Annotated in this window: 19 protein-coding genes; 10 read left to right on the top strand and 9 right to left on the bottom strand. The window is 74.2% G+C overall.

Annotation, left to right across the window (positions count from 1 at the left end):
* Window positions 1-49 precede the first annotated feature (49 nt).
* The 3 genes from ACIG0D_RS33390 to ACIG0D_RS33380 form a co-directional block, all read right to left on the bottom strand.
* Window positions 50-931 (bottom strand): hypothetical protein, encoded by an 882-nt coding sequence (locus ACIG0D_RS33390; protein WP_399808637.1) that lies wholly within the window; start codon window positions 929-931, stop codon window positions 50-52.
* A gap of 28 nt (window positions 932-959) precedes the next feature.
* On the bottom strand, window positions 960-2,486 hold the full coding sequence (locus ACIG0D_RS33385) for a hypothetical protein (protein ID WP_399808635.1): 1,527 nt from the start codon (window positions 2,484-2,486) through the stop codon (window positions 960-962).
* A 153-nt stretch (window positions 2,487-2,639) separates the two neighbouring features.
* Window positions 2,640-3,350 carry a GntR family transcriptional regulator gene (locus tag ACIG0D_RS33380; protein WP_399808633.1) on the bottom strand — a complete coding sequence of 237 codons (711 nt, stop codon included), beginning with the start codon at window positions 3,348-3,350 and terminating at the stop codon, window positions 2,640-2,642.
* A 124-nt stretch (window positions 3,351-3,474) separates the two neighbouring features.
* Between ACIG0D_RS33380 and ACIG0D_RS33375 the strand changes: the two genes are divergently transcribed.
* From ACIG0D_RS33375 to ACIG0D_RS33355, 5 genes are read left to right on the top strand one after another with little or no spacing between them, the layout of a single operon-like run.
* Window positions 3,475-4,776, top strand: coding sequence for an MFS transporter (locus tag ACIG0D_RS33375; RefSeq protein WP_399808630.1), 1,302 nt, complete (start codon window positions 3,475-3,477; stop codon window positions 4,774-4,776).
* Window positions 4,773-5,678 carry a putative hydro-lyase gene (locus ACIG0D_RS33370; RefSeq protein WP_399808628.1) on the top strand — a complete coding sequence of 302 codons (906 nt, stop codon included), beginning with the start codon at window positions 4,773-4,775 and terminating at the stop codon, window positions 5,676-5,678. Before ACIG0D_RS33375 ends, ACIG0D_RS33370 begins: the two co-directional genes overlap by 4 nt.
* A 23-nt stretch (window positions 5,679-5,701) precedes the next feature.
* A complete protein-coding gene (locus ACIG0D_RS33365) occupies window positions 5,702-6,460 on the top strand; it encodes a LamB/YcsF family protein (protein WP_399808625.1) in 759 nt (252 codons plus the stop codon).
* Window positions 6,457-7,083, top strand: coding sequence for a 5-oxoprolinase subunit PxpB (gene pxpB / locus ACIG0D_RS33360; protein ID WP_399808622.1), 627 nt, complete (start codon window positions 6,457-6,459; stop codon window positions 7,081-7,083). The genes ACIG0D_RS33365 and pxpB overlap by 4 nt, the downstream gene beginning before the upstream one ends.
* The gene (locus tag ACIG0D_RS33355) at window positions 7,080-7,949 is read left to right on the top strand and encodes a biotin-dependent carboxyltransferase family protein (protein ID WP_399808619.1); all 870 of its coding nucleotides are present in this window, start codon (window positions 7,080-7,082) and stop codon (window positions 7,947-7,949) included. Before pxpB ends, ACIG0D_RS33355 begins: the two co-directional genes overlap by 4 nt.
* 447 nt (window positions 7,950-8,396) lie before the next feature.
* Here the strand turns inward: ACIG0D_RS33355 and ACIG0D_RS33350 are convergent, their stop codons facing one another.
* The 5 genes from ACIG0D_RS33350 to ACIG0D_RS33330 all read right to left on the bottom strand — a co-directional run bounded on the left by ACIG0D_RS33350 (window position 8,397) and on the right by ACIG0D_RS33330 (window position 14,109).
* Window positions 8,397-9,245, bottom strand: coding sequence for an SGNH/GDSL hydrolase family protein (locus tag ACIG0D_RS33350; RefSeq protein ID WP_399808616.1), 849 nt, complete (start codon window positions 9,243-9,245; stop codon window positions 8,397-8,399).
* Window positions 9,242-10,489, bottom strand: a complete 1,248-nt coding sequence (locus ACIG0D_RS33345; RefSeq protein ID WP_399808614.1) for a glycosyltransferase — start codon at window positions 10,487-10,489, stop codon at window positions 9,242-9,244. Before ACIG0D_RS33345 ends, ACIG0D_RS33350 begins: the two co-directional genes overlap by 4 nt.
* Window positions 10,486-11,613, bottom strand: a complete 1,128-nt coding sequence (locus tag ACIG0D_RS33340; protein ID WP_399808611.1) for a glycosyltransferase family 4 protein — start codon at window positions 11,611-11,613, stop codon at window positions 10,486-10,488. Before ACIG0D_RS33340 ends, ACIG0D_RS33345 begins: the two co-directional genes overlap by 4 nt.
* Before the next feature lie 357 nt (window positions 11,614-11,970).
* Entirely contained in the window at window positions 11,971-13,389 is a 1,419-nt protein-coding gene (locus ACIG0D_RS33335) for a HEAT repeat domain-containing protein (RefSeq protein WP_399808608.1), read from the bottom strand.
* A 327-nt stretch (window positions 13,390-13,716) separates the two neighbouring features.
* Complete coding sequence (locus ACIG0D_RS33330; protein ID WP_365766243.1) at window positions 13,717-14,109, bottom strand: ankyrin repeat domain-containing protein; 393 nt, start codon at window positions 14,107-14,109, stop codon at window positions 13,717-13,719.
* 261 nt (window positions 14,110-14,370) lie between these two features.
* On the opposite strand from ACIG0D_RS33330, the gene ACIG0D_RS33325 reads away from it, so the two are divergent.
* Window positions 14,371-14,565 carry a hypothetical protein gene (locus ACIG0D_RS33325; protein ID WP_383386901.1) on the top strand — a complete coding sequence of 65 codons (195 nt, stop codon included), beginning with the start codon at window positions 14,371-14,373 and terminating at the stop codon, window positions 14,563-14,565.
* A gap of 37 nt (window positions 14,566-14,602) precedes the next feature.
* A complete protein-coding gene (locus ACIG0D_RS33320) occupies window positions 14,603-16,276 on the top strand; it encodes a hypothetical protein (protein ID WP_399808603.1) in 1,674 nt (557 codons plus the stop codon).
* Between the two features lie 166 nt (window positions 16,277-16,442).
* Here ACIG0D_RS33320 and ACIG0D_RS33315 read toward each other — a convergent pair whose 3' ends face one another.
* Window positions 16,443-17,948: a PLP-dependent aminotransferase family protein gene (locus ACIG0D_RS33315; RefSeq protein WP_399808600.1), complete on the bottom strand. Its 1,506-nt coding sequence runs from the start codon at window positions 17,946-17,948 to the stop codon at window positions 16,443-16,445.
* A 64-nt stretch (window positions 17,949-18,012) separates the two neighbouring features.
* On the opposite strand from ACIG0D_RS33315, the gene ACIG0D_RS33310 reads away from it, so the two are divergent.
* Genes ACIG0D_RS33310 through ACIG0D_RS33300 form a run of 3 tightly spaced genes read left to right on the top strand, consistent with a single transcriptional unit; the run spans window position 18,013 to window position 20,930 of the window.
* Entirely contained in the window at window positions 18,013-18,750 is a 738-nt protein-coding gene (locus ACIG0D_RS33310) for a YitT family protein (protein ID WP_399808597.1), read from the top strand.
* Window positions 18,747-19,514 (top strand): glycerophosphodiester phosphodiesterase, encoded by a 768-nt coding sequence (locus ACIG0D_RS33305; RefSeq protein ID WP_399808594.1) that lies wholly within the window; start codon window positions 18,747-18,749, stop codon window positions 19,512-19,514. Before ACIG0D_RS33310 ends, ACIG0D_RS33305 begins: the two co-directional genes overlap by 4 nt.
* A gap of 60 nt (window positions 19,515-19,574) precedes the next feature.
* Window positions 19,575-20,930: an MFS transporter gene (locus tag ACIG0D_RS33300; protein ID WP_399808591.1), complete on the top strand. Its 1,356-nt coding sequence runs from the start codon at window positions 19,575-19,577 to the stop codon at window positions 20,928-20,930.
* Window positions 20,931-21,192: the final 262 nt, after the last annotated feature.

Here is a 21,192-nt window from a genome sequence, read left to right as displayed (position 1 = left end):
GTAACGCTTCGTCAGGTCGGGAGGAACGGGGTGCGTGGGGTGCGGCGGCTCAGGAGGAGTGGAACGGCAGTCCCGCGTCGGCCACCAGGTCCAGGTCGTCGCTCTCCTCGGCGGGCAGCAGGGTCGGCGTGCCGTCGGTGACGGGGACGACGCCCAGTTCCAGCAGCTCGGCCAGCGCCGCGCTGCCCGCCATGTCGCGGACCTGGAGCTGGTACCGCGCGGTGGTGCGGTACGTGCCGCCGTTGTCGTCGCCGGTGCGCTGGAGGAAGCCGGAGTCGGTGAGGAACGTGACGGCCTTGGCGACGATGCCCGTCGTGGAGGCGGCCGGCCGGCGGGCGTCCTTGGTGGCTCCGGTCGCGCTGCGTCTCGACCAGACCCGCCAGGCGGCCTCCAGGCCGGGCGCGTCCGTCACCGGGTCGGTGTTCTCGCCCTGCTCGGCGGCGCGCTCCTCCAGGCGGCGGCAGGCCTGCCGGACGAAGGCGTCGACGCCGTTGACGGTGACGCGGCCGATGTAGCCGTCGTCGGCCAGGTCCTCGGGGCGTGGGAAGGCCATCGCGGCGACGGCGAGGTGGGCGAGGCCGTGCAGGAAGCGGTCGCCGGAGTCGGCGGAGGTGCGACGCGCGTAGTCCCCCATGCGCACGGCGAACACGGAGTCCTCGGCGGCCGTGACGGCCATGCCCGCGCGCGGGGACACTTCCAGCACGACGAGGCCGAGACCGGCGGCGACGGCGTCGGCGAGGCGGGCGAACGGCGGGTCCTCCCGGTAGCGGCGCAGCAGGTCGGCGTACTCCTGGTCGCGGGCGGGGAGCAGCTTGGGCTGGAGCCCGAAGGCGACGAGCCGCGCCGCGTCGGCGGCGTCGGCGGGGGTGACAGGGGCCTGCGCCGACGGGGCGGCTGCCTCCGGCTCACTCCACTCGACGTGCTCGGTCACGGGCGGTGCTCCTTGCTGTGGTGCTCGGTCATGCTGCTTCCGTCCTGTCCGCCGCCATCCCGGCCGCGTCCAGCAGCGCCGTCCCGACGATGAGGTCGGCACCGCCGAACTCGGGATCGTCCAGCTCGGTGCCGTCGTCCACGGCGAACAGGAGCTTCTCCTCGCCCTGCCGGTAGGCGGTGCCGACGGGCGGGCTGGCCGCGTGGACGGCGAGCAGGGCGACCAGGTACGGCAGCTCGGGGTCCCGCCGGCGGGCCTCGGCGAGCAGCCCGGACAGCCGGCGCGGCGCGTCGGCCGGGAGGTCCAGCAGCTCCATCGCGGCGGCCAGCTGCTCCTCGCTGAAGCGGCTGTCGTCCGGGGTGGCGATGAGGTCGGGCTCGGGCATCTCGGCGCCCAGGTGCTCCCGCTCGACCGGCGGGGTGAGCAGGATGTCGACCAGGTCGCCGACGCGGACGGACACCGGGGTGCGCAGGCCGGTGCCCTTGGCGAACCAGGCGTCGGTGACACGGATCGCCTGCTCCAGGGGCAGCGGCAGGACAGGGGCGACGAGGTGGCCGTAGACGTCTATCCCCGCGGTCGACGCCGGGGCCGCGAAGGCCTGGCGGTCCTGCTCGGCGCGGAACAGGGGGCCGGCCTCCAGCAGGCGGGACTGGAGCTGGGTGTGACGGCGGATGCAGTCCTTGACGATGTCGACGAGCTCGGCGGCGCGGCGCTTGTGCTCGGGGTCCTCGGACTCGTCGCGGGCCTTGCGGATGTTGGTGAGGATCGCGTTCTCGTGCCGGTAGCGGTCGGCGACGTGGTCCAGGGCCTCGGCGATCATGTCGGGCACGGCGTTGAGCCAGTCCACCGCGCGGACGTTGCGCCGGGTGGCGTCCAGGGCTTTGCGCAGGGTCTCCGAGTACTGCACGGTGCGGTACCGGGCCTGTTCGGCGGCGAGCTGGGCGTCGGCGAGGCGGCCGCGGCTGATCAGCACCTCCAGCTTGACCTCGGCGGCGATCTGGGCGCTGGTGACATCGGTGTCGAGGGCGCCGACGAGGACGTTGACCGCCTCGTCCGTGGTGCGCAGGTAGACGCTGCCGCCGGGGCCGGGGACCTCCTCGATCAGCTTGAAGTCGTAGTCCCGGCGGACGTACGTGCCGTCCGGGGCGAAGGTGCCGTAGACCGCGCGGAAGCCGCGGTCGACGCTGCCGACGTTGATCAGGTTCTCCAGAACCCAGCGGGCCACCCGCTCGTGCTCGGCGGCGGGTCGCTGCGGGGCCTGGGCGGCGATGCGGGGGACGAGCCGGGCGACGACCTGCTCGTGGTCGGCGCCGGTGTCGAAGTCCATGTTCAGCGTGACGAGGTCGATCGCGGCGAGGGCGATCTCCGCCATGCCGTAGACCGAGTACTCACCGGCCAGGTTCGCCTTGCGCGCGTCGAGGTCGTGCAGCGGCGCGGTGCAGGCGAGCGCGCGCAGCCGCCGCGCCAGTCCCTCGTCGGCGGCCGGGCCCGTGGCGGGGCGCGGCCCCGCGCTGAGCTGGGGCGGAACGCTGTCCGTCGATGCAGGCGAAGTCACGGTGCACAGACTAGGTCCTCGGTCTGACATCGACCCAAACGGCGAGCGGCGCCGCGGTTGGACCGGGGACGGGGGTCGTCTGCCGGGTGCGGGCCGACCGGGGCCGGCCGCGCCCACGCGGGGAAGCCGGACAGCGATACAGCCCCGCGCCCCTCAGGGGCGCTCACCGGCGCCGTCCTTGCCGACCCGGCGCCGGTAGACCTCCACCACGCGTTCCAGCGAGTCGTCGAGGTAGCCGGCGAGCAGGCGCTCGGCCTTGGTGCGGTCGCCCACCTGAAGCGCCTCCAGAATCTGGACATTTCGCGCAATGTACGGTTCATGCAGCTCCCGCGGCTCGTCCACCACATGGAACGCGAGCCGCAGTTCGGCGAAGACGCTGCGCATCAGTTCGTCGGTGCGCTCGCTCCCGGAGAGCGCGACGAGTTCCCGGTGGAAGTGGATGTTGGCCGTACCCACCGCTTTCCAGTCACCTTCGCGCGCCGCCCGCCGGCCCGCCTCGACCACCGCGGCGAGCGCGTCGACGGCGTACGGCGGCTCGCCCAGCCCGCGGACGACGGCGCACTCGACGAGCCGGCGGGTGCGGTAGATGTCCTCGACGTCCTCGACGGTCAGGACCCGGACGAAGACCCCGCGGTTCAGCTCGTGGACGAGCAGCCGTTCATGGGTGAGCAGCCGGAACGCCTCGCGCAGGGTGTTGCGGGAGACGCCGAGCGCGCCGCCGATGCTGTCCTCCGACAGCCGCGTGCCGGGCGGGAAGTACCCGTCGGCGATCCGGCTCCGGAGGATGTCCGCGACCCGCTCGGCGGTGCTGGTGCGCCCGAGGAGCGCCCGGTCGTCGGCGAGGTCCGTCAACTGCTCTGCCATGCCCGGAATTCAAGCGCAGACATCAGAACGAGACAACAGGGGTATTGAAGGATCGTTGAACGATCCTCTACGTTGCTGTGCGTTGGCTCACTCTCAAGCACCGTCCTCTCCCTGCGAGGTGCCCATGAGCACGACCCCTCCACCGAAAGCCCTGACCGGCGAGACGCACGCCGCCACCGGTGAACACCCCTCCGAAGACGGACCGTTGGGCTGGCTGCGCGCGCTCGGACCGCGCGGCCGGCGCGCGTTCGCCGGGGCGTTCGGCGGCTATGCCCTGGACTCCTACGACTACTTCACGCTCCCGCTGAGCATGGTCGCGCTGGCCGCGTACTTCGGCCTGGACAGCGGCCAGACCGGCCTGTTCACCACGGTCACGCTCGTCGTCTCAGCCGTCGGCGGCGCCCTCGCTGGCGTGCTGGCGGACCGGATCGGCCGCGTCAAGGCCCTGATGATCACGGTGATCACCTACGCCGTGTTCACGGTGGCCTGCGGATTCGCCCCGAACTACGAGACGCTGCTGGTCTTCCGCGCCCTTCAGGGCCTCGGCTTCGGCGGCGAGTGGGCGGTCGGCGCGATCCTGGTCGCCGAGTACGCGAGCGCGAAGCACCGCGGCCGCACCCTGGGCGCCATCCAGAGCTCCTGGGCGGTCGGCTGGGCGCTGGCGGTGATCGTCTACACGCTGGTCTTCTCGGTCCTCGACGACGACCTGGCCTGGCGGGTGATGTTCTGGACCGGCGCGCTGCCCGCGCTGCTGGTGGTGTGGATGCGGCGCCGGGTGCAGGACGCGCCGCAGGCCGTCGCCGTACGCGAACACAGCCCCGCCAAGGGCTCCTTCGCGGCCATCTTCAAGCCGGGACTGCTGCGGACGACGGTCTTCGCGGTACTGCTGTCCACCGGCGTCCAGGGCGGCTACTACACCCTCGCCACCTGGGTGCCGACCTACCTGAAGACGGAACGCGACCTGTCGGTGGTCGGCACCGGCGGCTATCTCACGTTCCTCATCTCCGGCGCGTTCATCGGCTACCTGACGGGGGGTTACCTCACCGACCGGCTGGGACGGCGGCGCAACATCTGGCTGTTCGCCCTGCTGTCGGCGGTGTGCATCCTGGCGTACGCGAACATCCCGAGCGGCGCCAACTCCCTGCTGCTGGTGCTCGGATTCCCGCTCGGGTTCTGCATGTCGGCGATCTTCAGCGGCTTCGGTTCCTTCCTCAGCGAGCTGTACCCGACGGCCGTGCGCGGCACCGGCCAGGGGTTCACGTACAACACCGGCCGCGCGGTCGGCGCGGTCTTCCCCACGACGGTGGGTTTCCTCGCCGACAGCTGGGGCGTGGGCGGCGCGCTGGTCTTCGGCGCGATCGGCTACGGCCTCGCCGCGCTGGCCCTGCTCGGACTGCCCGAGACCCGCGGGAAGGAACTCACATGAGCCGCCCGCGCCGCCCCAACCCGGCCGCCGCCGACGACCGCCCTCTCGCCTCCTCCGCCGCCGACGACAGCCCACTCGCCCCGGCCTCCACCGACGACCGCCCGTTGACCGTGGTCGACGCGCACGCGCGCGCGTGGACCCCGCGTGCGGCCCGGGCCCGCATCCGCGCGGGGCTCACCGGCCCCACCGCCGGGGTCGCGGCGGGCCACACCCAGGCGAACCTGATCGCGGTGCCCGCGGACTGGGCGTACGACATGCTGCTGTTCTGCCAGCGCAACCCCAAGCCCTGCCCGGTGCTTGACGTGACCGACGCGGGCTCCTGGACCACGGTGCTCGCGGACGGCGCGGACCTGCGCACCGACCTGCCGCGCTACCGGGTCTGGGAGCACGGGAAGCTGGTGGACGAGCCCACGGACGTGCGCGCGCACTGGCGGGACGACCTGGTGTCGTTCCTGATCGGGTGCAGCTTCACCTTCGAGTGGGCGCTGACCGCGGCGGGCGTCCCGATCCGCCACGTCGAGCAGGGCCGCAACGTCCCGATGTACGTCACGAGCCGCCCCTGCCGGCCCGCCGGGCGGCTGCACGGCCCGATGGTGGTGTCCATGCGCCCGGTGCCGCCGCGCCATCTGGAGACGGCCATCCGGGAGACCGGCCTGCTCCCGGCCGTGCACGGCGGCCCCGTACACTGCGGCGACGCGTCGGCGCTCGGCATCGCCGACCTCGGCCGGCCCGACTTCGGCGACCCGGTGACGGCCGAGCCGGACGACATCCCGGTGTTCTGGGCCTGCGGCGTGACCCCGCAGGCCGCCGTGATGGCCTCCCGCCCGCCGTTCGCGATCACCCACGCACCGGGCCGGATGCTCCTCACCGACGCCCGCGACGAGCAGTACCGCGTGGCGTGACCCAGCGAGACAATGAGGGAACCATGACCGCGATCGATCTGAACGCCGACCTCGGCGAGGGCTTCGGCCGCTGGCGGCTGACCGACGACGAGCAGCTGCTGTCCGTCGTCACCAGCGCCAACGTGGCCTGCGGCTTCCACGCGGGGGACGCGGTCACCATGCGCCGGGTGTGCGAGCTGGCGGCCGCGCGCGGGGTGACGATCGGCGCGCAGGTGTCCTACCGCGACCTGGCCGGGTTCGGACGGCGCGCGATGGACGTGCCGCCCGCCGAACTGGCGGCCGAAGTGGCCTACCAGATCGGCGCCCTGGAGGTCTTCGCCCGCGCGGCGGGCTCCCGCGTGGCGTACGTCAAGCCGCACGGCGCCCTGTACAACCGCGTGGTGCACGACGAGCGGCAGGCCGACGCCGTCGTCGAGGGCGTGCTGCTGGCGGACGCCGCGCTGCCCGTGCTCGGCCTGCCCGGGTCACGGCTGCTGGAGCTGGCCGCCGAGGCGGGGCTCCCGGCGGTGCCGGAGGCGTTCGCGGACCGCGCGTACACCGAGCAGGGCACGCTGGTGCCGCGCGGTCAGGACGGCGCCGTGGTCACCGACCCGGAAGCCGTCGTGGAGCGGTCGCTGAGCCTCGCCCGGTCCGGCACGGTCACCGCCCGCTCAGGGGCCGTCATCGAGGTCCGCGCGCGGTCGCTGTGTCTGCACGGGGACACCCCCGGCGCGGTCGAACTGGCCCGGCAGGTCCGGCGGCGGCTGGAGGACGCGGGTGTACGCGTGGAGGCCTTCGCATGAGGGTGCTGCCCGTCGGGGACGGCGCGCTGCTCGTCGAGGTGGACTCGGGCGAGGAGGCGCAGGCCCTCCACGCGGCGCTGCTGCGCCGCCGCGCGGAGGGCCTGCTGACGGCGCGGGAAATCGTGCCCGCCGCGCGGACGGTCCTCCTCGACGGCCTGACCGACCCGGACCGGGTGGCCTCCGAGCTGGCCGCCGCCGACGTCCCGCCCGCGGCGCCGCTCCCGGACACGGTCGTCGAGATCCCGGTGCGCTACGACGGCCCCGACCTCGCCGACGTCGCCGCGCACTGGGGCGTGTCCCCCCGGGCGGTCGCCCGCATCCACGCGGGCACCGAGTTCCGGGTCGCCTTCTGCGGCTTCGCCCCGGGCTTCGGCTACCTCACCGGGCTGCCGCCGCGCTACGACGTCCCGCGCCGGGCCACGCCGCGTACCGCGGTGCCGGCGGGGTCGGTGGCCCTGGCGGGGCCGTACACCGGCGTCTACCCGAGGTCGTCGCCGGGCGGCTGGCAGCTGATCGGCACGACGGACGCGGTGCTGTGGGACACCGCGCGCGAACCGGCGGCGCTGCTCGCCCCGGGCACGCGGGTGCGTTTCGTGCCGGAGGCGGGGGTGAGGGCGGGATGACCGACCGTGCCCTCGCCGTCGTCCGCGCCGGAGCCCTGACCACCGTCCAGGACCTCGGCCGCCCCGGGTACGCCCACCTCGGCGTACCGCGCTCCGGCGCGCTCGACGCGCCCGCGGCGGCCCTGGTCAACCGGCTGGTCGGCAACCGGCCGGCTGCGGCCGTGCTGGAGACGACCCTCACCGGCTGCGCGCTGCGTCCCCGCTCGGCCGTCACCGTGGCGGTCGGCGGCGCCCCCTGCGCCGTGACCGTGGACGGGCACCCGGCCGCCTGGGGCGCCCCCGTGCTGGTGCCCGCCGGGGCGCTGCTCGACGTGGGCCAGGCCCGCGCGGGCGTCCGCACCTACGTCGCCGTCTCCGGGGGCATCACCGTGGAGCCGGTGCTCGGCAGCCGCTCCACGGACCTGCTGTCCGGCCTGGGCCCGGTTCCGCTCACGGACGGCGCGGTACTGCCCCTCGGCACTCCCGGGGCACCCCACGCGCGCGTGGACACCGCTCCGCAGCCCGCCCCGCCCGCCGAACTGGTGCTGCGGGTGACCCTCGGCCCCCGCGACGACTGGTTCACCCGGCAGGCGCTGCGCGACTTCACGTCCCGCGCGTACCGGGTGTCGGCGGCGAGCAACCGCATCGGGCTCCGCACGGAGGGCCCCGCCCTGGAGCGGGCCTGGCCCGGCGAGCTGCCCAGCGAGGGCATGGTCCTGGGCGCGGTCCAGGTACCACCGGACGGCCGCCCGGTGGTCTTCCTCGCCGACCATCCGACCACCGGCGGCTACCCGGTCATCGCGGTCGTCCACCCCACCGACCTCCCGGCAGCCGCGCAGGCCCTCCCGGGAACGCCGGTCCGCTTCGTCGCGATACGCCACCGCTGAGCGGGTCACTGGACCTGTTGGGGTGGGCCTTGAGCAGCGCTGGGGCGGGCCCGGCGCGGCGCTGGTGCGGGCTCTGAGCGGCGGTGGGCGCGCCGGCACGGCGCTGGGGCGGGCCCTGCGCGGTGGCTGAGCCGGGCTCCGGGCAAGTTGCGCCGCTGGGCGCCCAGCGCTGGGCTGGTCGGCGCGGAGCCGGGTGGTGGGGCTCGGGTCGCGGGTGGGCCCGGGCACGGGAGCCGCTACGGCTCGGTCCGCCGCCGCTTAGCCCAGCCCGGCACCTCCCACACACAGCGGCGCGCAGCAGCAAATCCCGCCCCGGAGGCGCCCGGAGGCCCCCACAGCGCAGCGCCGCCACTCCGCCGACCCCAGGTCGGCCACACCGCGGGCCCCGCCTAGCCCCCCGGACCCCGACGCGGCAGCACACCGCCCAGGCCCGTCCCCCTGCCTTCCCTACGCCGCATCCGGCCGTTCCCCCACCGCCAGCGCGCCCAGCGCCGACGACACCGCGTGGGTCGCTCGCAGGTCGAGGCGGGCGCTGGTGCCGCGTGCGTGGTGGTGGATCTCGTCGGCGGCGAGGCGCAGCAGCTGGGGCAGCAGGTCGGTGCAGCGGCGGGCCACCCAGCCGGTGCCCGCGGTGGCGAGCCACCACAGCGCGGCCGCCCTGGTCGGCGCCGGGGACTGCGGCTCCGGCGAGGGCGGCGCCCCGGTGGCGAGACCGGCCTCGGCCAGCAGCGCGTGGCAGCGCAGGGCGAGCTGCCGGTGCCCGCGCTCGCCGGGGTGCAGCCGGTCCGCGCTCCACATCGCCCGGTCCCGCAGCCAGTCCCCTTCGCAGGCGTGCAGATGCACGGCCCCGTACCGCTCGGACAGCGCGTGGACCACGGTGTTGACCGCCCGCTGCCGCCGGGCGAGCGGGCGGGCCAGGGCACCCGGCAGCCCGAGCGTGGCGCCGGGGTCGGGCAGACAGGCGGTGAGCAGCGCCGCGCCCTGCCCGGTGAAGGCGGCGTACACCTCGTCCAGGCGGGCGGCGACGGCGTGGATGTCGAAGGTGCGGCGGAGCGTGTCGTTGACGCCCACGACGACGGACACCAGGTCCGGCCGCAGGGCCAGTCCGGCGGGCAGCTGGGTCTGCGCCACGTCCCGGGTCTGGGCCCCGCTGACGGCGAGGTTGGTGAACCGCACGGGCCCCGGGGCGAGCCCGGCGGCGAGCAGCGCGGCCCAGCCGCGCCATCCGTTCCCGACGGGATCGCCCACTCCTTCCGTCAGCGAGTCGCCCAGCGCGACGAACCGCAGGGGTCTCATCCGATGCCCTCCGCGACACCCGGGCCGCCCTCCGCGACGCCGGCACCCAGGCCGCGCTCGGGAGCTCCCTCGAGCACTGCGGCGCTCTTCGTGCCGCTGCGCACCGCCGCGTCGTGCGCGGCGAGGAACGCCGCCACCGCCGCGTCCCACCCGAAGAGCTCCGCACGCGCGCGTGCCGCCTCCCGTCGCTCCCGCGCGGGCCGCTCCAGCAGCGCCTCCACGGCGTCCGCGAAGCCCTCCCCGCTGTCCGCCGCGACGGCGCCGGCGGACCCGACGACCTCCGGCAGCGCCGACGACGCGCTCACCGCGACCGGCGTCCCGCAGGCCATCGCCTCCAGCGCGGCCAGCCCGAAGGTCTCGGCGGGCCCCGGCGCCAGGCAGACGTCGGCACTGGCCTGGAGCGCGCCCAGCAGTGACGGGTCGGAGACGTGCCCGAGGAAGGTGACCGGCAGGTTCCGCTCGCGCGCCCGCTGCTCCAGCCGCCGGCGCAGCGGCCCGTCCCCGGCGACCGCCAGCACCGCACGCCTGCCCCGCCGCCGCAGCTCGGCCAGGGCGTCCAGCGCGGTGCCGGGCCGCTTCTCCACGGACAGGCGTGAGCACATCACGAGCAGTTCCTGGTCCCCGCGCGCGTGGAGGCCGCGTATCGCCGCGTCCCGCAGCGAGGGGTGACGGCTCGTCAGATCCACGCCCAGTGGAGCCCGTACGACGTTGCGGGCGCCGATCCGCACGAACTCCCGCTCGGCGAACTCCGTGGTGCACACGACCCTGGAGTAGGTGTGCGCGGTCCGCACGTTGAGCGCGTCGGCGGCGCGCCGGGCCGCCGCCTCGGGCAGTCCCCAGGTGCGCAGCACCCCGTCGGCGGTCTCGTGGGAGACCATCACGGCGGGCACCCGCGCGCGCCGCGCCCAGCGGCCGGTCCAGCGCAGGGTGGTCCGGTCGGAGACCTCGAGACGGTCGGGCGCCAGGTCCTCCAGGAGGGCGGCGACGCGGCGCCGGTCGGTGAGGACGCGGTAGCCGCCGGTCCCGGGCAGCAGCGGGCCGGGCAGGGTGATGACGCGGCCCTGCTCGGTGTCCTGGTCGGTGTGCCGTTCGCCCGGCACGATGAGCACCGGTTCGTGCCCGGCCGCCCGGAAGCCCTTGCCCAGCTCGCGCAGGGCGGTGCGCAGGCCCCCGGAGGCGGGCGCGACGAAGTTGGCCAGCCGGACGATCCGCAGCGGCCGGTCCGTCGTCCGTGGCACGCTCATGCCGCCAGCACCGCCTTCCGCGCGGCGAGCACATCCTCGTAGTGCTCGATCAGCCGGTCTCCGACGGCCGCCCAGGTGCGGCCCTCGACGGTGGCCCGCGCGGCGGCGGCGTACGCGGCGCGCAGGGCGGGATCGGCCGCGAGGGCGGCCACCGCGTCCCGTACGGCGTCCGCGTCGCGCGGCGGGATGAGCAGCCCGGTGCGGCCGTGGTCCACCAGGTCCAGCGGACCGCCCGCGGCGGGCGCGACGACGGGCACCCCGCTGGCCATGGCCTCCTGCACGGTCTGGCAGAAGGTCTCGAAGGGGCCGGTGTGCGCGAACACGTCCAGCGAGGCGAAGATCCGGGCGAGGTCGTCACCGGTACGGCGGCCCAGGAAAGCCGCGCCGGGCAGCGCCTCCTCCAGGCCGGGCCGGCTGGGCCCGTCGCCGACGATCACCACCCGCACACCCGGCAGCCCGCAGGCCCCGGCGAGCAGTTCGACGTGCTTCTCGGGGGCGAGCCGCCCGACGTACCCGACGATCAGCTCGCCGTCCGGGGCCAGCTCGCGGCGCAGCGCCTCGTCCCGCCGGTCCGGCCGGAAACGTACGGTGTCGACCCCGCGCGGCCACAGCCGCACCCGGGGCACCCCGTGCGCCTCCAGGTCGCGCAGGGAGGCGGTGGACGGCGCGAGGGTGCGGTCGGCGGCGGTGTGCACCGAGCGGATGCGCCGCCAGGCCGCGGCCTCGCCGGCGCCCATGTAGGTGCGGGCGTATCCGGCCAGGTCGGTCTGGTAGACGGCCACGGCGGGGATGCCGAGCCGGGCGGCGGCGGCCATGCCGCGGACGCCGAGCACGAAGGGGCTGGCCAGATGGACGAGGTCCGCGCGGTGCTCGATCAGCGCGGCGGCGAGGCGCCGGCTGGGCAGGGCGACCCGGACCTGGGGGTAGCCCGGGAGCGGCAGGGAGGGGACGTGGACGACCGGGCACGGCGCGAGGGCGTCGGGCCGCTGTCCGGGAGCGGGGGCCGGTGCGACGACGAGGGGCGCGTGACCGCGATCGACGAGGTGCCGGGCGGTCTGGAGCGCGCAGTGGGCCACGCCGTTCACATCGGGGGGAAAGGATTCGGTCACGATGACGACACGCATACGGGTGTTGTCGCCGCGCTGGACGTGGCCGCGTCAACGTCGATCTTTCCGGACGAGGAACGTCCCATGAGCGTTGGCACCCACACCCGGACAGGTCGGAATCCGGCCACGCGGATCTGCCCGCCGGGTCACCCGGCGTTCACCCGACACCGGGCCCGGCGCCGCCCTCACGCACCCCGGGCGCCCGGCCCGTCACCCGGGCTGCCACCTGGCCCGTCGCCCGGCCGCCACCCGGCCCACTCGCCTGGCCATCCCGCGGGCCCATGCTCCTGCCCCGCCACCTGACCACGCGCCGGCCTCGTCACCCGGCCCACTCACCGCAACCCCGGCGACCCACAAGGCTCAGCGACGGCGTGCTCACACCGCAGGCGCGTCCGGCCCGATCCGGCTGCGTACGGCCGTCTGGACCTCCGCCTCCTCCGCCGGATCGGCGGCCAGCCTGCGCAGCTGCTCGACGACCCGGGTGTCGCCGGTCTCGGCGTGCCGGGCGGCCAGTTCGCGGGTGGACTCCTCGCAGTCCCACAGGCACTCGACGGCGAATCCGGCGGGGAAGGAGGGATCGGTGGCGGCGAGCGCGCGGGCGGCGCGGCCGCGGAGGTGGGAGGAGGCGGTCTCCCGGTAGACGTGGCGCAGCACGGGTGCCGCGCAGGCGATGCCGAGCCGTCCGGCGCCGTCGACGAGGGTCCACAGGGTCGGGGCGTCGGGGCCCTCGCCGCGGACGGCCTCGCGCAGGGCGCCGAGAACCAGGTCGCTGTCCTGGGCCCCGCCCCGGCAGGCGAGCACGCGGCCGGCGGCGGCGCCCAGCGGATCGGGCCGGCGGGCCCAGCCGCGGGCCCGGTCGACGGCGGCGACGCTGCGCATCCGCTCGAAGGCGTCGACGGCGGCCTCGACGACGGTCGGCGAACCGGTGCCGACGGCGGCCTCGATCAGGTCGAGGGCTTCGGGGTCGTTGCCGTCGGCGAGGTAGCGCAGGGCGGTGCTGCGGGCGCCGTCGCTGCCGTCCTTGGCCGCCTGGACGATCTCGGGCCGGTCCTCGGGGCCGGCGACGGCGGTCAGACAGCGGGCGGCCGGTACGTGGAGGGCCGCGCCGCGTTCGAGGCCTTGCTGGGCCCATTCGAACACCGCGCGCACGCTCCAGCCCGGGCGGGGGCCGGTGGGCCGCATCTGCCGCTGCCAGCGGTCGAAGCAGCCGGTCTCGTGGGCGGCCCGCACGCGGGTGGCGATCCAGGCGCGCGGATCCTCGGCCCACAGCCGCCAGGGCCGTGGCTCGAAGGCGTCCCGTACGGCGGCGGCCAGCTCGGCGTCGCCCTCGGCGCCGGCCGGGAAACGCGCCAGGACGGGCGCCGCGAGGGCGCGCAGACCGGCGTCGTCGTCGCGCAGGGCGAGTTCGTCGAGGGCCCAGGCCCAGTTGGAGCCGTGGGCGGCGTACCTGCGCAGCAGTTCCAGGGCGTCCCGCCTGCCGTAGGAGGCGAGGTGGCCGAGGACGGCCAGGGCGAGTCCGGTGCGTGACTCGTCGGTGTCGAGGATGTCCTCGGGGTCGAAGAGGTGTGCCTGGATCGCGTCCAGCTCGCCGTTCAGGTCGAGGTAGAGACGGGCGTAGTAAAGGGAGCGGTTCTCCACCTGCCAGTCGTGGCGGGGGTCGCGCAGCACACAGTGGTTCAGGGCCGTCAGGGCCTCGTCACGGGGGGCGGTGAGCGCGTGGAGCGTGCCGTCGCCGCGGCCCCGCTGGAGCAGGCCGAGCAGCGTACCGCTGGGCGCTATGACCGGATCGAACATGGGAAACACAGCCTCACATCAAGCGTCGACGCAACCGGGAAACACGCACTACCTGGCCGCGTGACAACACGTCGGGGCGCCCGCCGTCTCTTGCTTGCTGTAGACCATCTTTCTCTGCCTCTCGTCGGTGGCCCTTGCGGACCGAGTCACGGCCCGCGCGGTGCGGCAACACCTGCCCAGCCATCGCGTCCGTGAATCACGACGTCATGATGACTCGGTGGTTCTCGATGCCGCGACCGAAATTTCCGGCGGCCCCGTACCGCCTCCCCCGTGGTCGTCGTCCTGCCTGGTCGGAACGTGCGTTTTACCTGATCAGACGCTAAGAGATCAATCCGCGCCGAACAGCTTGAGCAGTTCGGCCTTGCCGAACATCCGGGCCGTGTCGACGGCCGACGGCGTGCCGGCGGAGGGATCGGCTCCGCCGTCCAGCAGTGCCTTGATGACCTCCTCCTCGCCCTTGAAAACCGCTCCGGCGAGGGGCGTCTGGCCTCGGTCGTTGACGCGGTCCGCCTCGGCGCCCCGGGCGAGCAGCGCCCGCACCGTCTCCGCGTGGCCGTGATAGGCGGCGAGCATCACGAGGGAGTCGCCGCGGTCATTGGTGAGGTTGGCCGGAACACCCGCGTCGACATACGCCACGAGCGCGTCGGTCTGCCCCTGCCGGGCCAGATCGAAGATCTTCGTCGCCAGCTCCACGACCTCGGGGTCGGGGGCTTCACTCATCGGCCGGACCGCCTCTCACTACAACCGTTCAGGTGAATCGCAAGGGTACTGGCTCGCGCCGCACATGACCCGATCTGCCGGAGGTAAAGATCAGCACAGCCCCGGTCGGGCGCAGCCGCCGGTCTCAACCGGTGGAGCACGGCTCGTCCACATGGGCGAAATTCACCAGATTTCACCCAGTTGCACCTTTTATCGTATGGATACATCCTGTGAGCCTGGAAGTACTCATGGTGACTGTCCCCACGAACCAGGAGCACTCACATGATCCTCTCCATCTCAGGCGTCGTTCTGCTCGGTGTGGTCGTCTTCATCTTCTTCCGCAAGGACGGCCTCAAGGCGTCGCACGCCCTGATCTCGGTCCTGTTCGGCTTCTATCTGGCGAGCACGGCCATCGCGCCCAGCATCAAGGCCGGCGGCGAGAGCCTCGCGAGCCTCCTCGGCGGCATCAAGTTCTGACGTCCGTCCCGCCCGTACGCACCTTCAGGAGACAGCAGTGGCCCGGCGCCCCCTCCCCCGCATCCTGAGCACAGGCAGCGCGCAGATCGCCCGGAGCCGGGAGCTGGCCCGGACGGCGGCGGACAGCGCCACCGACGTTCTCCACCCGCTGATCACGATCACCCGCGGTCTGCGCCGGCTGGCGGCGGCCGGACGGCGCAAGTGGGCCGACACCCCGAAGGACAAGCGCGGCCCGCTGCTGTTCCTCGTGGCCTCGGTGATCCTGGTCGTGGCCCTGGCGCCGTACGGCCCGCTGCTCGCCGTCATCACCCTGATGGCGGCGGCAGCCTGGCAGGGCCGGGACCGCCCCCCGGCCACGCCCGATGGGCCGGACGCGTCACAGACGGAGCGGCTGAAGTCGCTCTACGAGGCACTGGTCCCGTACTTCTCGACCGCCGAGGACCCCGAGCCGCTCTACGCCCACGGCGGCGACTGGGAGAAGGCCTTCCCCGAGTACGAGTTCGACGGCTCGGGCCGGGTCGCCCACCTGGCGATCCGATACCCGGCCTACTTCCCGGACGGCGAACCGGAGGCACGCACGCGCGTGGAGCATCTGCTCAGCGCGAAGTCGGGCCGCGGCCGGGAATACCACTTCGCCTGGGACGAGGAGGGCAACCAGCTCACCGTCACCGTCCTCGCCCCGCTGCCCACCGACATCGCCGCCCAGCGTTTCGTCACCGCCCCCGGCGAGACGGTCCTCGGCTTCACCGACCCCTCCGAGGTCCAGCGCACGCTCCCCCTCACCCACGGCGAGGAGCGTCGCGACGTCCCGCCGGTCGTCTGGCGCACCGGCATCCGCTCCACCGAGCCGCATCTGCTGGTCATGGGCCAGCCGGGCACCGGCACGTCCACCCTGTTGCGGTCCATCGCCCTCCAGGCCCTCCAGTACGGCGACATGCTGATCGTGGAGGGCGGCGGCACCGGCGAGTACGCCTGCCTGACCGGCCGCGACGGCGTGCTGGCGGTCGAGTGCTCCCTGGCCGGGGCGCTGTCCGGCCTGGAGTGGGCCGCCGCCGAGACCGAGCGCCGGCTGATCGCCGTCAACCGCGCCCGGCAGGAGGGCAACCCGCCGCCGGAGGACACCAAGCGCCCCCTGTGGCTGCTGCTCGACCGGCCGACCGCGCTCGGCCACGTCACCGAGGCGGACGGTGACAAGGACCCGCTGTCCCTGCTCCAGGTGCCGCTGCGGCACGGCCGGGCCGCGGGCGTCACCGTGGTCGTCGCCGAGCAGTTCGACAGCATGGACGCCCTCACCGACGCCGTACGGCAGCACACGCGCGCGCGGGTCGTCCTCGGACCCGCCACCACCGCGCAGCTGGAGGCGGTCCTCGGCGCCCCGCCGCACACCACCCCCACGTCCCACGTCCCCCCGGGCCGCGGCTACGCCCGTCTCGGCACGGGTCCGGTGCTGCGCCTTCAGGTCCCGGCGACGCCCGACCCGTACGACGACGCGACCAGCGACGCCCACCGCCAGGCCGTCCTCGACCTGCTGCCCCCGCGCACCACACCCGCGGACGAGGAACCCGAGGCGGTGGAGCCGGAGGCGAGGGAACCCGAGGCGGTGGAGCCGGAGGCGAGGGAACCCGAGGCGGTCGACCCGGACACCGAGGAGCGGACGGACCCCGTGGCCGAGCCGGTGCCCGCGAAGGCGGTCGCGGCGGAGACGTCCTGAGCGGAGGAGTCACCGGTCGGCAGGAGTCTCCCGGCCGCCGGGAGAGTCACCGGCACCGGAAAGGGCGGGCCCGCGCGGGGCCCGCCCTTTCCCTGTCACCTACTGTGTGACGTTGTCACCTACGGTGTGACGTTCCCCGTCACACAAAGGTCGGCGAAGGTCGGCGTCAGGCGACGAACGTCCGCGGCGCTTCCGCCCCCGCCGTCCCCCCGCTCTCCACCAACCGCGCCGCCGCGGCCAGCCGGACCGCCGCCTCGTCCGCCACCGCGCCGCCGACGGTGAACGGCAGCCGCACATACCCCTCGAACGCCCCGTCCACCCCGAAGCGCGGTCCGGACGGCACCCGGACGCCGACCCGCTCCCCCGCCTCGGCGAGCCGCGACCCGGACAGGCCTCCGGCGCGCACCCAGAGCGTGAGCCCGCCCTTGGGCACCTCGAACTCCCATTCGGGCAGCTCCCGGCGCACCGCGGCGACCAGCGCGTCCCGGTTCTCCCGGGCCTGCTGCCGCCGCAGCTCCACGGCCTGCTCCCAGCCGCCGGTGCTGAACAGCCAGTGCACCGCGAGCTGCTCCAGCACGGGCGTGCCCAGGTCGGCGTAGGCGCGCGCGGCGACCAGGCTGCGGATGACGTCCGGCGCCGCCCGCACCCAGCCGATGCGCATCCCGGCCCAGAAGGCCTTGCTCGCCGACCCGACGGTGATCACCGTGGACCCGGCGGGGTCGAAGGCGCACACCGGCGGCGGCATGGCGCCCGCCATGTCGTCGTCGAGCCACAGCTCGCTCATCGTCTCGTCGGCGACCAGCACGGTCCCGGCCGACCGGGCCGCCTCCACCAGCCGCCGCCGCTGGTCCTCGTCGGCGAGCGCGCCGGTCGGGTTGTGGAAGTCGGCGACGACATAGGCGATGCGCGGCGCGGCGTCTCGCAATACCTGGCGCCAGCGGTCCATGTCCCAGCCGGTCAGCCCCTCCGCCATCGCGACCGGCACCAGCCGGGCGCCGGCCTCCCGCATCAGCTGGAGGATGTTGGCGTACGACGGCGACTCCACGGCGACCCGCTCGCCACGCCCGGCGAAGAGATGGCAGATCGCGTCGATGGCGCCCATCGCGCCGGTCGTCACCATGATCTGCTCGGGCATGGTGGGGATGCCCCGCGCGGTGTACCGCTCGGCGATCATCGCGCGCAGGGCGGGCAGCCCGGCCGGATAGTCGCCGTGCGTGTGCGCGTACGGCGGCAGCTCCTCCAGGGCGCCCCGCACCGCGCGCGTGAGCCACGGTTCGGGCGCGGGCAGCGCGGCGCAACCGAGGTCGATCAAGGAGCCCAGCGCCTCGGGCGGCAGCGGTTCCAGGCCCCGCGCGGGGAGCGGGTTCCCGGCCGGGACGGCGGTCCAGCTGCCGGAACCGCGCCGGGACTCCAGGAAGCCCTCGGTGCGCAGCGCCTCGTAGGCGGCGGCGACCGTCGTACGGCTGACGGACAGCGCGAGGGCCAGCTCGCGCTCGGCGGGCAGCCGGGCGGCCACCGGCACCCGCCCTTCGAGGACCAGCAATCGGATGCCGTCGGCCAGCGCCCGGTAGGCGGGCGGGCGGCGGGTGCCGGGGCCCGCGGGGCGGTCCTGCTGGGACTTGAGCAGCCGGGCGAGCTGCGCGGCCCCCACCGCCGAGGTCCACTGCGCCATGATTACCAGTCCACCTTCCCGCGATTGGCCCTGGATGACGTTTCATCCCAAGCCACAGAGTGTCATGCGTCAGGCCACGACCACCACCAGGGGGGACCCTTTGTCCACGCGCAGGTCCGCACGGTCCACAGGGACCACAGGGCGCAGATGGTCCACACAGGAGCACGTCACACGACGGTTGATCCAGCTGTACGCCGGTCTCGCGCTGTACGGCGCCAGCTCCGCCCTCCTGGTGGAGGCGGGACTCGGCCTGGAGCCGTGGAACGTGCTCCACCAAGGCCTGGCCGAGCGCACCGGCCTCACGATCGGCGTGGTGTCGATCATCGTCGGAGCGGGGGTGCTCCTGCTGTGGGTCCCGCTGCGCCAGCGCCCGGGCCTCGGCACGGTCTCGAACGTCTTCGTGGTCGGTATCGCCATGGACGGCACCCTCGCCCTCGTCCCCGAGGCGCACTCCCTCCTGGTCCGGGTTCCCCTGATGCTGGCCGGCGTCCTCCTCAACGGCGTCGCCACCGGCCTGTACATCGCCGCCCGCTTCGGGCCGGGGCCGCGCGACGGGCTGATGACCGGGCTGCACCGGCGCACCGGCCGGTCGATCCGGCTGATGCGCACCGCCGTCGAGGTCGCGGTCGTCGTCAGCGGTTTCGCGCTGGGCGGCACCATCGGCGTGGCCACGGTGCTGTACGCGGTCTCGATCGGCCCGCTCGCCCAGCTCTTCCTGCGGGTGTTCGCCGTCCCGTCGGCATCCGACGGCAGCACGGTCGTTGCCGAGGGGCAACCGCGGCGCGCGATACTGCGACGGTGAGCACGCGCATACGCCATCCCTACCTCGACCACCCCGGCCCCATCCCGTTCGCCCACCGGGGCGGGGCGGCCGACGGCCTGGAGAACACCGTGCTCCAGTTCCGGCGCGCGGTCGAGACCGGCTACCGGTACATCGAGACCGATGTCCACGCCACGCGCGACGGCAAGCTCGTGGCGTTCCACGACGCGACGCTCGACCGGGTGACCGACGGCGCGGGCCGGATCGCGGACCTGCCGTGGGCGGAGGTGCGGCAGGCGCGCGTGGCGGGCCGCGAACCGGTGCCGCTGTTCGAGGAGCTGCTGGAGACGTTCCCGGAGGTGCGCTGGAACGTCGACCTGAAGGCGGAGTCGGCGCTGCACCCGTTGCTGAACCTGATCGCCCGCACCGACTCCTGGGACCGGATCTGTGTCGGCTCCTTCTCCGAGGCCCGCGTGGTGCGCGCCCAGCGGCTGGCCGGACCGCGCCTCGCGACGTCGTACGGCACCCGGGGCGTGCTCAATCTGCGGCTGCGCTCCTGGGGTGTCCCGGCGGCGCTGCGCCGCTCGGCCGTCGCCGCGCAGGTGCCGGAGTCGCAGTCGGGGATCCAGGTGGTCGACCACCGCTTCGTCCGCGCCGCCCACGCGCGCGGGCTCCAGGTGCACGTGTGGACGATCAACGAACCGGAGCGGATGCACCGGCTCCTGGACCTCGGTGTCGATGGCATCATGACCGATCACATCGACACACTGCGCAAGGTCATGGAGGACCGCGGCCTCTGGGTGTGACGCCCGGGGCGGACGGCGCCCGGCCCTGCGCGCGGCATCTGCGGGGAAGCGGGGGCACGGGTGGGCACCGACACCGAGCGGACCGGCGCGCAGGAGGCGGGCGACGGCTCCGCCGCGCGACGGCGCGAACAGCGCGGCTGGTACGTCTACGACTGGGCGTGCTCGGTCTACTCGACGAGCGTCCTCACCGTCTTCCTCGGCCCCTATCTGACGTCGGTCGCCGAGTCGGCCGCGGACGCCGACGGGTTCGTGCACCCGCTGGGGATCCCGGTCCGCGCGGGGTCCTTCTTCGCGTACGCGGTGTCCCTGTCGGTGATCGTGGCCATCCTGGCGATGCCCCTGGTGGGTGCCGCCGCCGACCGCACGGGCCGCAAGAAGCCCCTGCTGGCCGCCGCCGCGTACCTGGGCGCCACGGCCACCGCGGGCATGTTCTTCCTCTCCGGCGACCGCTATCTGCTCGGCGGGGCGCTGCTGGTCGTCGCGAACGCGGCCCAGTCGGTGGCGATGATGCTCTACAACTCCTATCTGCCGCAGATCGCGCCGCCCGAGGAGCGGGACGCGGTCTCCTCACGCGGCTGGGCCTTCGGGTACGCCGCCGGAGCCCTGGTCCTGGTCGGCAACCTGGTGCTCTATCTGGCCCACGACTCGTTCGGTCTCTCGGAGAGCGAGGCCGTGCGCGTCTGTCTGGCCTCGGCCGGGCTGTGGTGGGGCGCGTTCGCCGTGATCCCGCTGCGCCGTCTGCGCGACCGCCCGGCACCGCGGCCCGCGGCGGCCGTGTCCGGGCGGCGCCAGCTCCTGGCGACCCTGCGCGACATGCGCCGCCACCCGCTGACCCTCGCCTTCCTGCTGGCGTACCTGGTCTACAACGACGGCATCCAGACCGTGATCAGCCAAGCCTCGGTGTACGGCTCGAAGGAGCTTGAGCTCGGCCAGTCGACGCTCATCGGGGCGGTGCTGCTGGTCCAGGTGCTGGCGGTGGCGGGCGCGCTGGCGCTGGGCCGGCTGGCGCGGCGGTACGGCGCGAAACGGACGGTGCTGGGCTCGCTGGTGGCGTGGACGGTGATCCTCGCCACGGGGTACTTCCTGCCCGCCGGGGAGCCGGTGTGGTTCTTCGCGCTGGCCGCGGGCATCGGCCTGGTCCTCGGCGGCAGCCAGGCGCTGTCCCGCTCCCTGTTCTCGCATCTGGTCCCGCCCGGAAAAGAGGCCGAATATTTCTCCGCCTACGAGCTGAGCGACCGCGGGATGAGCTGGCTGGGCCCGCTGCTGTTCGGGCTGACCTACCAGCTGACCGGCAGCTACCGGGACGCGATCATCTCGCTGGTGGCCTTCTTCGTCCTGGGATTCCTGCTGCTCGCGCGGGTACCGGTACGGCGGGCGATCGGGGACGCGGGCAACCCGGTTCCCGAAAGGATTTAGTACTCGGCGCGAAAGGGCTGTAGTGTACGCGTTTGGCCTGCCAGGCGTACCGTTACTGCGCGTCAAAGATGATGAAACGCCGGGTGACATCTCCTAGTAGATGTGACAAACCGGGCGCCTGTGGGTACTGCACTGGTTGACAAGGCTGCGGCTACGACGGCGACGCATGACCCGGAACGGGACTCCGAACGGGAATCTTTACCGCCGACCGGACGTTGACCGGATGACGACGACAGCGACACCTGTCCTGTGGGCGACAAGC

It is taken from the genome of Streptomyces sp. NPDC052773 (genome assembly GCF_044547145.1).
In the GTDB taxonomy this organism is placed as follows: domain Bacteria; phylum Actinomycetota; class Actinomycetes; order Streptomycetales; family Streptomycetaceae; genus Streptomyces.
Note: the sequence above shows the minus strand (reverse complement) of the source record. Positions and strands in the feature narration are given on the sequence as shown.

What these genes read in the sequence shown, in the direction of transcription:
- pxpB (WP_399808622.1), top strand. Translation starts at nt 6,457, where the DNA reads ATGAGGGTGCTGCCCGTCGGGGACGGCGCGCTGCTCGTCGAGGTGGAC.
- ACIG0D_RS33330 (WP_365766243.1), bottom strand. Translation starts at nt 14,109, where the DNA reads ATGAGTGAAGCCCCCGACCCCGAGGTCGTGGAGCTGGCGACGAAGATC.
- ACIG0D_RS33335 (WP_399808608.1), bottom strand. Translation starts at nt 13,389, where the DNA reads ATGTTCGATCCGGTCATAGCGCCCAGCGGTACGCTGCTCGGCCTGCTC.
- ACIG0D_RS33365 (WP_399808625.1), top strand. Translation starts at nt 5,702, where the DNA reads ATGACCGCGATCGATCTGAACGCCGACCTCGGCGAGGGCTTCGGCCGC.
- ACIG0D_RS33325 (WP_383386901.1), top strand. Translation starts at nt 14,371, where the DNA reads ATGATCCTCTCCATCTCAGGCGTCGTTCTGCTCGGTGTGGTCGTCTTC.
- ACIG0D_RS33350 (WP_399808616.1), bottom strand. Translation starts at nt 9,245, where the DNA reads ATGAGACCCCTGCGGTTCGTCGCGCTGGGCGACTCGCTGACGGAAGGA.
- ACIG0D_RS33355 (WP_399808619.1), top strand. Translation starts at nt 7,080, where the DNA reads ATGACCGACCGTGCCCTCGCCGTCGTCCGCGCCGGAGCCCTGACCACC.
- ACIG0D_RS33370 (WP_399808628.1), top strand. Translation starts at nt 4,773, where the DNA reads ATGAGCCGCCCGCGCCGCCCCAACCCGGCCGCCGCCGACGACCGCCCT.
- ACIG0D_RS33310 (WP_399808597.1), top strand. Translation starts at nt 18,013, where the DNA reads ATGCGTCAGGCCACGACCACCACCAGGGGGGACCCTTTGTCCACGCGC.
- ACIG0D_RS33375 (WP_399808630.1), top strand. Translation starts at nt 3,475, where the DNA reads ATGAGCACGACCCCTCCACCGAAAGCCCTGACCGGCGAGACGCACGCC.
- ACIG0D_RS33345 (WP_399808614.1), bottom strand. Translation starts at nt 10,489, where the DNA reads ATGAGCGTGCCACGGACGACGGACCGGCCGCTGCGGATCGTCCGGCTG.
- ACIG0D_RS33315 (WP_399808600.1), bottom strand. Translation starts at nt 17,948, where the DNA reads ATGGCGCAGTGGACCTCGGCGGTGGGGGCCGCGCAGCTCGCCCGGCTG.
- ACIG0D_RS33380 (WP_399808633.1), bottom strand. Translation starts at nt 3,350, where the DNA reads ATGGCAGAGCAGTTGACGGACCTCGCCGACGACCGGGCGCTCCTCGGG.
- ACIG0D_RS33340 (WP_399808611.1), bottom strand. Translation starts at nt 11,613, where the DNA reads ATGCGTGTCGTCATCGTGACCGAATCCTTTCCCCCCGATGTGAACGGC.